We start from the raw sequence: 14,339 nt of genomic DNA on the forward strand, positions 1-14,339 counted from the left end.
GCGGTCATTATCCGTGCCGCGGCGCCCGGGCGGGCCGCCGGGCCTTATCGCGGAGTGTCGCCCGGTCAGCGGGATCGCGTCAATGCCCGGTAGCTGTTGTGCCACAACCATTCCACCGGTCCGCGGTCGAATCGGCGCAGCCACACATGTGCGAATATGAGCATGATCGCGCAGACCGCGAGGTAGATCGCGACCGTGAACGGGACCCGGGCGCCGGGGGAGACGTCGGCGGCCAGTCCGAGACCCCAGCCGTAGCACAGCGACGACGCCACCAGGTTCTGCAGGATGTAGCAGCTCAGCGCCATGCGTCCGACCTCGGAGAAGCGGCGGCCCGCGAATCCGGTCCGGGTGCGGCCGACATAGAACTCGGCGACCAGCGCGAGGATGCCCAGCGCCACCAGCGGGGCGAGACCGTAGCGGGTGAACAGCACCAGATCCCTGTCCCACATCCCGAGCGCCAGGTCGAGCGGCGCGGCGATCGCGAAGCCCAGCACCATGAGGCGGCGGCGCAGCGGCCGCCCGGCCGGTTCGAACAGTCCCTCGCGGAAAAGCTTGGCGCCCAACAGGAACAGCGCGATCGACATCGGGAAGGCGAACAGCGATTCCAGCCGGAACAACCCGGCGTGCTCGACCCGGAACACCACCAGATCCCAGAACGAGCCGTCGGCGTACGGATTGGGGTCCAGCGGCTGCGAATCGCTCGAACCCGACGGCGACGCGAAGGCCATGGCGGCGGCGATCAGCGTCAGCATCGCGACATGGATCCCGGCGGCGATCAACAGCCAGCGCCGCTGCGCCCGCTCACTGGTCGCCAGCACGTACGCCACCACCGCGCCGGTGACCGCGTACCCCATCAGTACGTCGAATTCGGCGATGAACAGGAAGTTCACCAGGCCGTCGAGGAACAGCAGCCCCGCGCGCACCGGATAGCTCCCCGGCCAGGCCCGCCGGCCGCGCACCGCCGACCGCTGCTGGATGGCCAATCCGATCCCGAACATGATGGTGAGCAGGCCGAGGAACTTCCCCTGCGCCAGTTGCTGGAGCAGCTTCTCGGTCCATTCCCAGGCGCCCGCCGGGTCGCCGCGGCCCTGCAGATAGCCGATGAGGCCCTCCGGGTTGGTGACGATCCAGATATTGGTGCCGAGCGTGCCGAGGATGGCGATGCCGCGCAGCACGTCCAGCGCGGGCAGTCGGCCGGAGCGTGCGGGTGTCGCGGCGAGAGCCGGGCCGGGCGTCGTGGGCCGGGCGAACGATTCGGGCATGCCGACCATTGTCATACGATCGTATGAACGGTGTCCATCCGCCACGGGGATGATCCGCGATGCGACCTTGGGCCGACTCGCGGGACCGCCCGGCCGAGGGCGCGCGCGGACCCGGGATCGCCCCGGCCGCGGGCCGGTCGCATAGGCTCGGGTTATGCAGCGCATCATCGGAATCGAGGTCGAGTACGGCATTTCGACGCCCACCGAGCCGTCGGCCAACCCGATTCTCACGTCCACCCAGGCGGTGCTGGCGTACGCGGCGGCGGAGGGCGTGCCGCGCGCCAAGCGCACGCGCTGGGACTACGAGGTGGAGTCGCCGCTGCGCGACGCCCGCGGCTTCGATCTGGGTCGGCTCAACGGGCCCGCGCCGGTGATCGATGCCGACGAGGTCGGCGCGGCCAACATGATCCTCACCAACGGGGCCCGCCTGTACGTCGACCATGCCCACCCCGAGTACTCCGCACCGGAGGTCACCGACCCGCTGGACGCGGTGATCTGGGACAAGGCGGGCGAGCGGGTGATGGAGGCCGCCGCCCGCCACGCCTCCAGCGTGCCCGGGGCCCCGCGCATGCAGTTGTACAAGAACAACGTCGACGGCAAGGGCGCCTCCTACGGCACCCACGAGAACTATCTGATGAGCCGGGATACGCCGTTCAACCAGATCATCGTCGGCCTCACCCCGTTCTTCGTTTCCCGCCAGGTGGTGTGCGGTTCCGGCCGCGTCGGGCTCGGCCAGTCCGGTGACGGCGCCGGATTCCAGCTGTCGCAGCGGTCGGACTACATCGAGGTCGAGGTCGGGCTGGAGACCACCCTCAAGCGCGGCATCATCAACACCCGCGACGAGCCGCACGCCGACGCGGACAAGTACCGCCGCCTGCACGTCATCATCGGTGACGCCAACCTGTCCGAATGGTCCACCTACCTCAAGGTCGGCACCACGGCGCTGGTGCTGGATCTGATCGAGGCGGGGGAGGACCTGTCGGACCTGCAGCTGGCCCGCCCGGTCACCGCCGTGCACTCGATCAGCCACGACCCGACGCTGCGGGCCGTGGTGGCGCTGGCCGACGGCCGCGAGTTGACCGGCCTTGCGCTGCAACGGATCTACCTCGACCGGGTGGAGAAGTTCCACGGCCGCGAGGGCACCGACGACGCCCGCGTCACCGATATCCTGGAGAAGTGGGCGCACGTCCTGGACCTGCTCGAGCGGGATCCGATGGACTGCGCCGACCTGCTCGACTGGACGGCGAAGCTGCGGCTGTTCGAGGGCATGCGCAGCCGCGAGGGCCTGGGCTGGGCGGCGCCGAAGCTGCACCTGATGGATCTGCAGTACTCCGACGTGCGGCTGGACAAGGGCCTGTACAACCGCCTCGTGGCCCGCGGTTCCATGCAGCGCCTGGTATCCGAACAGCAGGTGACGGACGCGATGACCAACCCGCCCACCGACACCCGCGCCTACTTCCGCGGCGAGTGCCTGCGCCGGTTCGGGGCGGATATCGCCGCCGCCAGCTGGGACTCGGTGATCTTCGACCTGGGCGGCGACTCCCTGGTCCGCATCCCCACCCTGGAGCCGCGGCGGGGTACCAAGTCCCACGTCGGCAAGCTCCTGGACGGTGTGGATACGGCCGCCGAACTGGTCGAGCAGTTGACGACCTGAGCAGGCCGCCCGTATTTCCGGCGTGCTGCCACGAGATCGCTACCGGGGCACGTTGCGGTGTAATCCGGCATGTTGTCCCCCGGGCTGGGTAGTGTTGACGTACGAGCATCGGATCTTCTCCGGTGCTCGCCGAGGATCATTCACGAGGAGGTCGGCTGCTATGGCACAAGAGCAGACCAAGCGCGCCGGTGGCGGCGACGAGGACGACGACGCGGTCGGCGCGGACGGCGCGGGCCAGGAGCGCCGCGAGAAGCTGGCGGAGGATACCGACGACCTGCTCGACGAGATCGACGACGTGCTCGAGGAGAACGCGGAAGACTTCGTCCGCGCATACGTTCAGAAAGGCGGCCAGTGACACCAGGTGACCCCTTGCGGCTCCACACGGGGTACGCCCTGTCATCCTTCTCCGAATATCTGCGGGAACACGCGCCGGAACTGTTGCCCGGCAAGGGTTTCGGTCGCATCGCCGACGCCGCCCCGGCCGGGGCGGCGTCGCAGGATATAGCCCCGCACGGCACCACGATCGTCGCGGTCAGCTACCGCGGCGGCGTGCTCATCGCCGGCGACCGGCGCGCCACCCAGGGCAACCTGCTGGCCAGCCGGGACATGGAGAAGGTCTACATCACCGATACGTTCTCCGCGGCCGGTATCGCCGGTACCGCGGGCGTGGCGGTGGAGATGATCAGGTTGTTCGCCGTGGAGCTCGAGTACTACGAGAAGATCGAGGGCGTGCCGCTGACGTTCGATGGCAAGGCCAACAAGCTGTCGAAGATGGTGCGCGACAATCTGCCCGCGGCCCTGCAGGGCCTGGCGGTGGTGCCGATCCTGGTCGGCTACGACCTGGAGGCCACCGATCCGGACCGGGCCGGTCGCATCGTCTCCTACGATGTGGTCGGCGGCCGCAGCGAGGAGCGTTTCGGCTACACCGCGGTCGGCTCGGGCTCGATGTTCGCCAAGTCGTCGCTGAAGAAGACCTACCACCGCGATATCGACGAGGACGGCGCGCTGCGCATCGCCGTCGAATCGCTGCTCGACGCCTCCGACGACGACACCGCGACCGGCGGGCCCGACCTGCTGCGCGGCATCTATCCGACGGCGATCGTCATCAATGCCGAAGGGTCCGAAGAGGTTTCGGACGAGCGCCTGGCCGAGGCGGCCCGGACGATCGTGGAGCGGTCGGCGGAAGAAGGGAGCGCGCACGCATGACACTGCCGTACTACGCGTCGGCCGAACAGATCATGCGCGACAAGACCGAACTCGCGCGCAAGGGCATCGCACGGGGCCGCAGTGTCGTGGTGATGGTGTACGACAAGGGTGTGCTGTTCATCGCCGAGAATCCCTCGGCGACGCTGCACAAGGTGAGTGAGCTCTACGACCGGGTGGGGTTTGCCGCGGTCGGCAAGTACAACGAGTTCGAGAACCTGCGCCGCAACGGCATTCTGACCGCCGACCTGCGCGGGTACCAGTTCGATCGGCGCGATGTCACCGGTCGTTCGCTGGCCAACGGATATGCCCAGCTGCTGGGCACCATCTTCACCGACCAGCTCAAGCCGTACGAGGTGGAGATCTGCATCGGCGAGGTCGGCTATCCGGAGCAGGCCCGGAATTCGGTGTTGTACCGGATCAATTTCGACGGCTCGATAGTGGACGAGCGCGACTACGTGGTGATGGGCGGCAATACCGAGCCGATCGTCGCCGCGCTCAAGGATACCTATCAGCCGGGCCTGGAACTCGGCGCGGCGATCAAGCTCGCGCTGCAGGCGTTGCAGAAGGGCACGCCCGAGGGCGACAAGGACAAGCGGGTGCTCGGCGTCGGAACCCTGGAGGTGGCGACTCTCGAACAGGCCCGGCCCCGCCGCGCCTTCCGCCGCATCGCCGGAGCCGCGCTGGAGTCCTTGCTGTCCGAGGACAAGGGGAGCAAGGGCAAGAAGCCCGCGGCGAAGAAGGAGGAGGACGAGCCCGAAACCCCTTCCGCGGGAGACCCTTCCGGCCCGTAGCAGTCCACCGTCCATCACGTCATCCCGGCACGGGTCGGTCGTGTCATCCCGGCCGCCCGGCCGTGTCATCCCGGCACGGGTCGGTCACGTATTCCCGGTACGTGTCGGTCACGTATTTCCGGCACGGGTCGGTCGTGTCATCCCGGCACGCTTTTCGCCAGGATTCCGCCCAAGAACGCGTCGGAACGACGAAATGCGGGAGACCGACCGACGGTCGCTCCGTACACGCGCTGATCGGCCGGACATGATTGGCCCTTGCACGCGCCGATCGCCCGGATATGACTGCCCCTTGCACTCGCCCCCGGGCGAGTGCAAGGGGCCTTGTCATTCCCCCGGTTCAGGACGGGTAGGGGGTCGTCCTGCGGGCTAAATCGTTGCGAACCCGTATGCATCGGCTTGCTCGCACAGCCCATTTCGGGCAGGGCATAGCTGTAATGTCGATGGTGTGCAGCGACGAATCATGGGGATCGAGACCGAGTTCGGGGTGACGTGTACGTTCCACGGCCACCGTCGGTTGAGCCCTGACGAGGTGGCCCGGTACCTGTTTCGCCGGGTGGTTTCGTGGGGCCGTAGCTCGAACGTCTTCCTCCGCAACGGTGCCCGGCTCTACCTCGATGTCGGTTCTCATCCGGAGTACGCCACGGCCGAATGCGACAGCCTGGTGCAGCTGGTCACCCACGACCGCGCGGGCGAGCGCGTGCTCGAGGAGCTGCTGATCGACGCCGAGCAGCGCCTGGCGGAGGAGGGCATCGGCGGCGACATCTACCTGTTCAAGAACAACACCGATTCGGCGGGCAACTCCTATGGCTGCCACGAGAATTTCCTGGTCGTGCGGGCCGGTGAGTTCTCGCGAATCTCCGACGTCCTGCTGCCCTTCCTGGTCACCCGCCAGCTGATCTGCGGCGCGGGCAAGGTGCTGCAGACGCCGAAGGCGGCCACGTTCTGCCTATCGCAGCGCGCCGAGCACATCTGGGAGGGCGTCTCCTCGGCGACCACCCGCTCCCGCCCGATCATCAACACCCGCGACGAGCCGCACGCCGACGCCGAGAAGTACCGGCGCCTGCACGTCATCGTCGGCGATTCGAACATGTCCGAGACCACCACCATGCTGAAGGTCGGCACGGCGGCGCTGGTGCTCGAGATGATCGAGGCGGGGGTCTCGTTCCGCGATTTCGCCCTCGACAACCCGATCCGCGCCATCCGCGAGGTGAGCCACGATCTCACCGGTCGCCGCCCGGTGCGGCTGGCGGGCGGTCGGCAGGCCAGCGCCCTGGACATCCAGCGCGAGTACTACGCCCGCGCGGTGGAGCACCTGCGCAACCGCGAGCGCGATCCGCAGGTGGACGCGGTGGTCGACCTCTGGGGCCGCACGCTGGACGCGGTGGAGGCGCAGGATTTCGCCAAGGTCGACACGGAGATCGACTGGGTGATCAAGCGCAAGCTGTTCCAGCGCTATCAGGACCGCTACGGCATGGACCTGTCCGATCCCAAGATCGCCCAGCTGGACCTGGCCTATCACGACATCAAGCGCGGCCGCGGCGTCTTCGACCTGCTGCAGCGCAAGGGCCTGGCCAAGCGGGTCACCGAGGACGAGGCGGTCGACGCCGCCGTCACCACCCCGCCGCAGACCACCCGCGCCAAGCTCCGCGGCGATTTCATCACCGCCGCCCAGGAGGCGGGCCGCGACTTCACCGTCGACTGGGTCCACCTGAAGCTCAACGACCAGGCCCAGCGCACGGTGTTGTGCAAGGACCCGTTCCGCTCGGTAGACGAACGAGTAGACCGCCTCATCGCCTCGATGTAAGCCCCGCCTTACGAGTTGGCTGAACGCGATGGCGCTCAGTCAGGCGAAGCATGGCGGATGCCGAACTTCGGACGCTGTAAGTAGCGCTCATAGCGCTATAGCAACCATTCAGGTCCGGAACATCCGGAAGAGAACGCCGAAACCCTTGGCCGCGCGGTTGAGCATCCCGCTGTTGACGACCGATCTGAAACTCGCCAAGGCGCCCGGTCTCCCGTGCCAGGTGGAGATGATCGCCTGAGGCCGGTGGATTTGTGGGTGGTCGGACGGGGTCGACCGGGCCGATCTCGGCGAATCCCGGCGTAATCGTGCGCCGACGCGCATAGGTTTGCGTGGGCCGATTACTCTGTGTCGGGTGGCGATATCCAAGGTCGAACGGCTGATGAATCTGGTCATCGCGCTGTTGTCGACCAGGCAGTTCCTCACCGCGGAGCGGATTCGCGAGAGCGTGGCCGGGTACGAGGACTCCGCCAGCGACGAGGCGTTCAGCCGGATGTTCGAGCGGGACAAGAACGAACTGCGCGACCTGGGCATTCCGCTGGAGGTCGGCGCGGTCAACCGGTACTCCGGCCAGGAGGGCTACCGCATCAACCGAGATGCCTACGAACTCCCGGACATCGATCTGACCAGTGAGGAGGCGGCCGCGGTCGCGGTCGCCGTGCAGCTGTGGGAGTCGCCGGAACTGGCGACCGCGGCGGAGGGTGCGTTGCTGAAACTGCGGGCGGCGGGCATCCACGTCGAGTCCGACGCCGCGCTGGCGTCGGTACCGGCGGTGCCCGCCCGCACCCGCGGGTCGGAGGCGGCGCTGGGCAAGCTGCTGGCCGCGATCGACGCCGGGCGCGCGGTGCGATTCGAACACCGCATGTCACACAGCGCCCCGTACCTGATGCGCGACGTGGAGCCGTGGGGCGTCGTGACGCACCACGGGCGGTGGTACCTGGTCGGCCACGATCGCGACCGGGACGCGACCCGCACCTTCCGGCTCTCCCGGATCGGCGACGACGTCACCGCCTACGGTCCCGGCAACGCGGTGCACAAACCCGAGGGGCTGGACCTGCGGACGATCGTCACGCAGGTCACCGGCGCCTCGCAGGTGACGGGCACCGCGACGGTGTGGGTGGCCGAGGGCCGCGGTCAGGACGTCCGGCGGCTCGGCGCGGCCGTGGAGGAGCGAGGGATCGGCGGGCGCCCGGGCACGATCGTGGAGGTGCCCGTGCGCTCGCGCGACTGGCTGGCCCGCCTGATCACCGGCCTCGGCCCGGATGCGCTGGTCCTCGCGCCCGCTGATCTCCGAGCGGACGTGATCGAGCGGCTACGGTCTGTGCTCGAGCGCACGGAGGTGTCGGCGTGATCGGGGTGACACGTCATGAGTAGCCGGTTGTCCACCCGGTTGTCGCGGCTGTTGAACATGGTCCCGTACTTCCTCGCCAATCCCGGGATCAGCGCCGCCGAGGCCGCCTCGGAACTCGGCGTGACCACCAAACAGCTGATGAACGACCTGAATCAGCTGTGGATGTGCGGCCTGCCCGGTTACGGCCCGGGCGATCTGATCGATCTGTCGTTCTCCGAGGAGAGCATCGAGGTCACCTTCTCCGCGGGGATCGACCGCCCGCTGCGCCTGACCTCCACGGAGGCGACCGCGGTCCTGGTGGCGCTGCGCTCGATCGCGGACCTGCCGGGTATGGTCGACCCCACCGCGGCCCGCTCGGCCATGGCGAAGATCGAATCGGCGATCGCGGGCGATCCGGACCGGTGGGCCGGTCCCGAACCGGCGCTGCCGGTGGAGGCCCCGGCGGTGACGACCGTGCGCTCGGCCCTGGCCCGCGGCCGGGCACTGCGGCTGGTGTACTACTCGGCCAGCCGCGACCTCGTCTCCGAGCGGGTGGTCGACCCGATCCGAATCGTGCTGGTGGACAACAACTCCTACCTGCAGGCATGGTGCCGTCAGGCCGAGGGGGTGCGGCTGTTCCGATTCGACCGCATCGAGGAGGCCGCCGAACTCGACGAGCCCGCGCGCCCGCCCAGCCACGCCACCGACGAGTCCGCCGCCCTGGACCTGTTCTCCGACGATCCGTCGATCCCGCTGGCGCGCTTGCTGGTGCACGCCGACTACGGCTGGGTGCTCGACCAGTACCCGATGCACCGGGTGGCGGTGCATCCCGACGGCAGCGTCGAGGCGACGATGCGCTTCGCGACGCTGGACTGGATGGCGCGGCTGCTGCTCGGATTCGGCTCCGGGGTGACGGTGCTGGGCCCGGCCGAGCTGGTGACCGCGGTGCGGGAGCGGTCGAGCGCCGCGCTGTCGGCCTACGCGACGCTGGAGAGCATCGGCGGCGCCGGATACGACCGGACCGCGATCGAGGAGGTCGGTCCCGCTTGACGTTTCGCGTGACGGTGCTCGGTGCCGGCAGCATCGGCATCTTCGTGGGCGGGAAGCTGGCGGCCGCGGGCGCGGACGTCACCTTCGTCGGCCGCCCGCGGCTGCTCGACGAGATCTCCGAATCGGGGTTGCGGCTGACCGATCTCGACGGCGGCGACGACCGGGTCGCCCCGACGGCATTCCGTGTCGCCACCGCGCCCGACGACGTCGGCGCCGCCGATCTGGTGCTGATCACGGTGAAGTCCGCTCAGACCACCGAGGCCGCACGACAGGTGGCCGAGCGGATCCGGCCCGGCACGGTGGTGCTGAGCCTGCAGAACGGGATCGGCAACGACACCGCGATCCGGGAGATCCTGCCGTCGTGCGTGGTGCTGGCCGGGATGGTGATGTGCAATGTCGCCCACCACGACGGCGGCCGGTTCCATCGCGGCACCGCGGGCGGACTGGCCGTCGCGGACGATCCGGCGCTGGAGCGGTTCGCGCCCCTGTTCCGGCGGAGTGGGCTGGAGCTGGCCCGCTATCCGGATCTGCGTCCGGTCCAGTGGGCCAAGCTGTTGCTGAACCTGAACAACCCCGTCAACGCGCTGTCCGGGCGGCCGCTGCGCCAGCAGCTCGCCACCCGCGACTACCGGCGCTGCCTGGCGCTGGCGCAGGGCGAGGCGCTGGTGGTGATGCGCCGCGCGCGCATCCGTCCGGCCCGGCTCACCGCGCTGCCGCCGGGGACGATGGTGCGGCTGCTCACCGTGCCCGATGCCGTCTTCACGCGGGTTGCCGCGCGGGTGCTGGCGGTCGATCCGATGGCCCGCTCGTCGATGGCCGACGATCTGGCCCTGGGCCGCCGCACCGAGATCGGCTGGCTGTCGGGGGAGATCGTGTCCCTGGGCGAGATGGTCGCGACGCCGACGCCGGTGAACGCGCGGCTGGTGGAACTCATCGAGGCCGCCGAGCGTGGCGACCCCCGGAGATGGTCGGGTCCGCAGTTGCTGGCAGAGTTGCGGGCGGCGAGGGACCGCCGCGCCGAACACCCCGCAAACGAGAGCTGACGAGCGCGTTCGTCCCGTACCAGGTCCGGTAGCATCGGACTTACCACAGTCTTTGGAGGTAATCGATGGGTTCACTCAGCCCGACGCATTGGATCATCATCGCGGTGCTGGTGCTGGTGCTCTTCGGCGCCAAGCGGCTGCCGGACGCGGCCCGCGGCCTCGGCCGTTCGCTGCGCATCTTCAAGAGCGAGATGAGCGAGATGCAGTCGGACGGCGAGAAGAAGTCCGAGCAGTCGGCGCAGCCCGCCAAGCCCGCGGCCCAGGAACTGCCCCCGGTCCAGCCGACGAATTCGGTGCCGCAGGTGAATCCGGAAACGCACAAGGCGTAGGCGAAGTGTCGATCCCGGGATGAGTCGATCATCCCGGGATAAGTGCTGTCGTGCGCCGGGCGGCGGCGGGCGACGCGCGTGTCCAGGTAACGGGCCAGGCGATCAGCGAGGCAGTCACATCCATGCGCATTCCGTTCGACCCCCGCCGCAGCCGGCGCAGGGTCAATCCAGACGGCACCATGTCGTTGGTCGAGCATCTGCACGAGCTGCGGTCACGGATCCTGAAGTCGCTGTTCGCCGTCGCGCTCACCACCGTGCTCGGGTTCCTGTGGTACGGCCACGGCTTCCTCGGCGTCGAAAGCCTCGGCGACATCCTGCGCGGACCCTACTGTGAGCTGCCCGCGGCCAAGCGCGTCCAGTTGAGCACCGACGGTGCCTGCCGATTGCTGGCGACCGCACCGTTCGAGCAGTTCATGCTGCGGTTCAAGGTGGGCCTGACCGCGGGCGTGGTCATGGCCTGCCCGGTGTGGCTGTACCAGCTCTGGGCGTTCATCACCCCGGGGTTGTACTCGAAGGAACGCAAGTACGCGATCAGTTTCGTGGGCGCGGGCGCGGTGCTGTTCGTCGCGGGTGCGGTGCTGGCGTACTGGGTGGTCGCGCACGCCCTGAGCTTCCTGATGGGGATCGGTGACAACGCGCAGATCACCGCCCTGCGAGGCTCGGAGTACTTCGACTTCATCATCCGGTTGCTGATCATCTTCGGCGTCAGCTTCGAGACGCCGCTGCTGGTCGTGGGGCTGAACATGATCGGCGTGCTGAGCTACGAGAAGCTCAAGAAGTGGCGGCGCGGGCTGATCTTCGGCCTGTTCGTCTTCGCGGCGATCGTCACCCCGCAGGATCCGTTCTCGATGCTGGCGCTGGCGTTCGCGCTGACGCTGCTGTTCGAGGTCGCGGTGCAGATCGCGCGCCTGAACGACAAGCGGCGCGCCCGCCGCGACGACTGGAGCAAGCTGTCCGACGACGAGGCCTCGCCGCTGGACGAGCGGCCACGGGACGTCGGCGGCGCGGCGGCGGTCGACGCGCCCGAGCCGGTGGGCGCGGCCGAGCCGGTCGCGACACCGGCCGAGAAAACACAGCGGCCCGTGTCGGACTACTCCGATACCCTCTGACAAGTGACATCTCGGTCGCTGACTGGCGAACTCGCGGCATTCGCCGCGGAGCTCAAATTCACCCTCGACCCGTTTCAGCAGCAGGCGTGTACCGCGCTGCAGGGCGGGCACAGCGTGCTGGTGTGCGCGCCGACCGGCGCGGGTAAGACCGTGGTCGGCGAGTTCGCGGTGCACCTGGCGCTGGCCGCGGGCGGCAAATGCTTCTACACCACGCCGATCAAGGCGCTGTCGAATCAGAAGTACGCCGACCTGGTCGAGCGCTACGGCCGCGGCGCGGTGGGGTTGCTGACCGGCGATCAGTCGCTGAACGCGACGGCGCCGATCGTGGTGATGACCACCGAGGTGCTGCGCAATATGCTCTACGCGAGTTCGGATGCGCTGCAGGGGCTTTCGTACGTCGTCATGGACGAGGTGCACTACCTGGCAGATCGGTTCCGCGGCGCGGTGTGGGAGGAGGTCATCCTGCACCTGCCTCCTGATGTGCGGCTGGTGAGCCTGTCGGCGACGGTGAGCAACGCCGAGGAGTTCGGCGCCTGGATGGAGACCGTGCGCGGCGACACCGCGGTGATCGTGGACGAGACCAGGCCGGTGCCGCTGTGGCAGCACGTGCTGGTGGGGCGGCGGATGTTCGATCTGTTCGATCAGAAGTCCGGCGACCAGAAGGTGATCGTCGACGAGGACCTGGTGCGCTACATCAAGCACCGCGAGCAGGCGGACCGGATGGACAGCTGGGGCGGCCCGCGCGGGCGGGGCGGCCCGCGCCGCTTCTACCGGCCGCTGCCGCGTCCCGAGATGCTCGCCGTGCTCGACCAGGAGGGCCTGCTCCCGGCGATCACGTTCATCTTCAGCCGGGCCGGGTGCGACGGCGCGCTGAACCAGTGCCTGCGGTCGCGACTGGATCTGAGCCGCGAGGGCGACGACGAGATCGTCGACGAGATCATCGAGAAGCACACCGGGGACCTGCCCCGCACCGATCTGGAGGTGCTCGGCTACTGGGAGTGGCGGGAGGCGCTGCACCGCGGCCTGGCCGCCCACCACGCCGGTATGCTCCCGGCCTTCCGGCACACCGTGGAGGAGCTGTTCGTGCGCGGGCTGGTGCGGGCCGTATTCGCCACGGAGACACTGGCTCTGGGCATCAACATGCCCGCGCGCACGGTCGTGCTGGAGCGGCTGGTGAAGTTCAACGGCGAGACGCACGCCGAACTCACTCCGGGCGAGTACACACAGCTGACCGGCCGGGCGGGGCGCCGCGGGATCGATATCGAGGGCCACGCCGTGGTCGTGTGGCATCCCGACGTCGACACCAGCGCGGTCGCGGGCCTGGCCTCCACCCGCACCTATCCGCTGCGCAGCTCGTTCCGGCCCGGCTACAACATGTCGATCAACCTGATCGACCGGATGGGCGCGGCCGAGTCGCGGGCGCTGCTGGAACGGTCCTTCGCGCAGTTCCAGGCCGACCGGTCGGTGGTGGGCCTGGTGCGCGGGATCGAGCGCAACGAGGGGCAGCTGCGCAAGCTGAACACGCAGATCGACGACGACGGCTTCCTCGAGTACCTGTCGCTGCGCGAGCGCGTGAAGCAGCGCGAACGCGATCTGGAGCGACAGGGCCGGGCCGACCGCCGGGGCGCGGCGGTCGCCTCGCTGACCTCGCTGCGCCGCGGCGACGTGGTGGCGATTCCGTCGGGCCGCCGTCAGGGCCTGGCGGTGATCCTGGAACCCGATGCGTCGCCGGGGGACCCGCGGCCGCTGGTGCTGACCGAGGACAAGTGGGCGGGGCGGATCTCCGCCGCCGATTTCCCGACCCCCGCCCAGCCGCTGGGCCGGATGCGGCTGCCCCGCCACGTCGACCACCGCACCGCCCGCACGCGCCGCGATCTGGCGTCGGCGCTGCGCAGTACCGGCATCAGCGCACCGGGCAGGCAGCGCCGGGGCACGCGCTCCAAGGGCGGTGACGACCGGGAACTGCAGACGCTGCGGCGCGCGCTGCGCTCGCATCCGGCCCACACCCGGCCCGATCGCGAACAGCTGGCGCGCGTCGGCGAGCGCTACCACCGGCTGCAGCGCGAGACCGAGTCCATGCGGCAGAAGGTGGCGGCCACGACGAATTCGCTGGCTCGCACCTTCGATCGCATCGTCGGGCTGTTGGAGGAGCGCGGATACGTGGACGCGGGCGAGGTAACCGCCGACGGGCGGCGGCTGGCGCGCATCTACACCGAGGCGGATCTCGTTGTCGCCGAATGCCTTCGGCAGGGGCTGTGGCGCGGGCTGGGCGCCGCCGAACTGGCCGCGGTGGTATCGATCCTGGTGTACGAGTCCCGGCAGGAGACCGGCGGCTACCTGGGCCCGGCCGGGCCCACCGAGCCGATCCGCCGGGCCGTCGGGGCGACGGTCGGGGTGTGGAGCCAGTTGCGCACCGACGAGGCCCGGCACAAGCTGATGCCCACCCGCGAACCGGATCTCGGGTTCGTCACCGGGGTCTACAAGTGGGCCCGCGGCGACGGTCTGGCCGACTCGCTGCTCGCCAGCGGCGATCAGGGAAACGCGTTGTCGGCGGGCGATTTCGTGCGGTGGTGCCGACAGGTGATCGACCTGCTCGACCAGATCCACCAGACCGCCGACGACGCCGAGGTGGCGGCCACGGCGGCCAAGGCGGTGCGAGCCGTTCGCCGCGGCGTGGTGGCGGTGGATGCCGCGTGAACGCCGCCAATCCGGACGCGGCGCAATCGACTGTGATTGGATGCTTGCGTGTACCGACCGTGGTGAG

12 protein-coding genes are annotated in these 14,339 nt (G+C 69.2%); 11 read left to right on the plus strand and 1 reads right to left on the minus strand.

Annotated elements, in window-relative coordinates:
• Nucleotides 1-65: 65 nt before the first annotated feature.
• Nucleotides 66-1,262, minus strand: a complete 1,197-nt coding sequence (locus tag ACYVLQ_RS08865; protein WP_460696904.1) for a DUF418 domain-containing protein — start codon at nt 1,260-1,262, stop codon at nt 66-68.
• Between the two features lie 154 nt (nt 1,263-1,416).
• Between ACYVLQ_RS08865 and dop the strand changes: the two genes are divergently transcribed.
• The 11 genes from dop to ACYVLQ_RS08920 all read left to right on the plus strand — a co-directional run bounded on the left by dop (nt 1,417) and on the right by ACYVLQ_RS08920 (nt 14,272).
• Entirely contained in the window at nt 1,417-2,916 is a 1,500-nt protein-coding gene (gene dop, locus ACYVLQ_RS08870) for a depupylase/deamidase Dop (protein ID WP_460696905.1), read from the plus strand.
• A 160-nt stretch (nt 2,917-3,076) separates the two neighbouring features.
• Nucleotides 3,077-3,271 carry a ubiquitin-like protein Pup gene (locus ACYVLQ_RS08875; protein WP_068020240.1) on the plus strand — a complete coding sequence of 65 codons (195 nt, stop codon included), beginning with the start codon at nt 3,077-3,079 and terminating at the stop codon, nt 3,269-3,271.
• Nucleotides 3,247-4,122, plus strand: coding sequence for a proteasome subunit beta (gene prcB, locus ACYVLQ_RS08880; RefSeq protein WP_460697012.1), 876 nt, complete (start codon nt 3,247-3,249; stop codon nt 4,120-4,122). The genes ACYVLQ_RS08875 and prcB overlap by 25 nt, the downstream gene beginning before the upstream one ends.
• On the plus strand, nt 4,119-4,913 hold the full coding sequence (gene prcA / locus ACYVLQ_RS08885; protein WP_460696906.1) for a proteasome subunit alpha: 795 nt from the start codon (nt 4,119-4,121) through the stop codon (nt 4,911-4,913). The genes prcB and prcA overlap by 4 nt, the downstream gene beginning before the upstream one ends.
• A 445-nt stretch (nt 4,914-5,358) precedes the next feature.
• The gene (gene pafA / locus ACYVLQ_RS08890; protein ID WP_211339398.1) at nt 5,359-6,717 is read left to right on the plus strand and encodes a Pup--protein ligase; all 1,359 of its coding nucleotides are present in this window, start codon (nt 5,359-5,361) and stop codon (nt 6,715-6,717) included.
• A 352-nt stretch (nt 6,718-7,069) separates the two neighbouring features.
• Nucleotides 7,070-8,065, plus strand: coding sequence for a helix-turn-helix transcriptional regulator (locus tag ACYVLQ_RS08895; RefSeq protein WP_460696907.1), 996 nt, complete (start codon nt 7,070-7,072; stop codon nt 8,063-8,065).
• A gap of 15 nt (nt 8,066-8,080) precedes the next feature.
• Nucleotides 8,081-9,094, plus strand: coding sequence for a helix-turn-helix transcriptional regulator (locus tag ACYVLQ_RS08900; RefSeq protein WP_460696908.1), 1,014 nt, complete (start codon nt 8,081-8,083; stop codon nt 9,092-9,094).
• Nucleotides 9,091-10,137 carry a 2-dehydropantoate 2-reductase gene (locus tag ACYVLQ_RS08905; protein WP_460696909.1) on the plus strand — a complete coding sequence of 349 codons (1,047 nt, stop codon included), beginning with the start codon at nt 9,091-9,093 and terminating at the stop codon, nt 10,135-10,137. The genes ACYVLQ_RS08900 and ACYVLQ_RS08905 overlap by 4 nt, the downstream gene beginning before the upstream one ends.
• A gap of 65 nt (nt 10,138-10,202) precedes the next feature.
• Complete coding sequence (gene tatA / locus ACYVLQ_RS08910) at nt 10,203-10,466, plus strand: Sec-independent protein translocase subunit TatA (protein ID WP_460696910.1); 264 nt, start codon at nt 10,203-10,205, stop codon at nt 10,464-10,466.
• 122 nt (nt 10,467-10,588) lie between these two features.
• The gene (gene tatC / locus ACYVLQ_RS08915; RefSeq protein ID WP_460696911.1) at nt 10,589-11,575 is read left to right on the plus strand and encodes a twin-arginine translocase subunit TatC; all 987 of its coding nucleotides are present in this window, start codon (nt 10,589-10,591) and stop codon (nt 11,573-11,575) included.
• A gap of 3 nt (nt 11,576-11,578) precedes the next feature.
• Nucleotides 11,579-14,272, plus strand: coding sequence for a DEAD/DEAH box helicase (locus ACYVLQ_RS08920; RefSeq protein WP_460696912.1), 2,694 nt, complete (start codon nt 11,579-11,581; stop codon nt 14,270-14,272).
• Nucleotides 14,273-14,339: the final 67 nt, after the last annotated feature.

It is taken from the genome of Nocardia thraciensis, from assembly GCF_054782435.1.

Bases quoted from the DNA above. Each gene is read 5' to 3' on its own strand.
- tatC (WP_460696911.1), top strand. From the start codon at position 10,589: ATGCGCATTCCGTTCGACCCCCGCCGCAGCCGGCGCAGGGTCAATCCA.
- ACYVLQ_RS08865 (WP_460696904.1), bottom strand. From the start codon at position 1,262: ATGCCCGAATCGTTCGCCCGGCCCACGACGCCCGGCCCGGCTCTCGCC.
- ACYVLQ_RS08900 (WP_460696908.1), top strand. From the start codon at position 8,081: ATGAGTAGCCGGTTGTCCACCCGGTTGTCGCGGCTGTTGAACATGGTC.
- dop (WP_460696905.1), top strand. From the start codon at position 1,417: ATGCAGCGCATCATCGGAATCGAGGTCGAGTACGGCATTTCGACGCCC.
- prcA (WP_460696906.1), top strand. From the start codon at position 4,119: ATGACACTGCCGTACTACGCGTCGGCCGAACAGATCATGCGCGACAAG.
- tatA (WP_460696910.1), top strand. From the start codon at position 10,203: ATGGGTTCACTCAGCCCGACGCATTGGATCATCATCGCGGTGCTGGTG.
- ACYVLQ_RS08875 (WP_068020240.1), top strand. From the start codon at position 3,077: ATGGCACAAGAGCAGACCAAGCGCGCCGGTGGCGGCGACGAGGACGAC.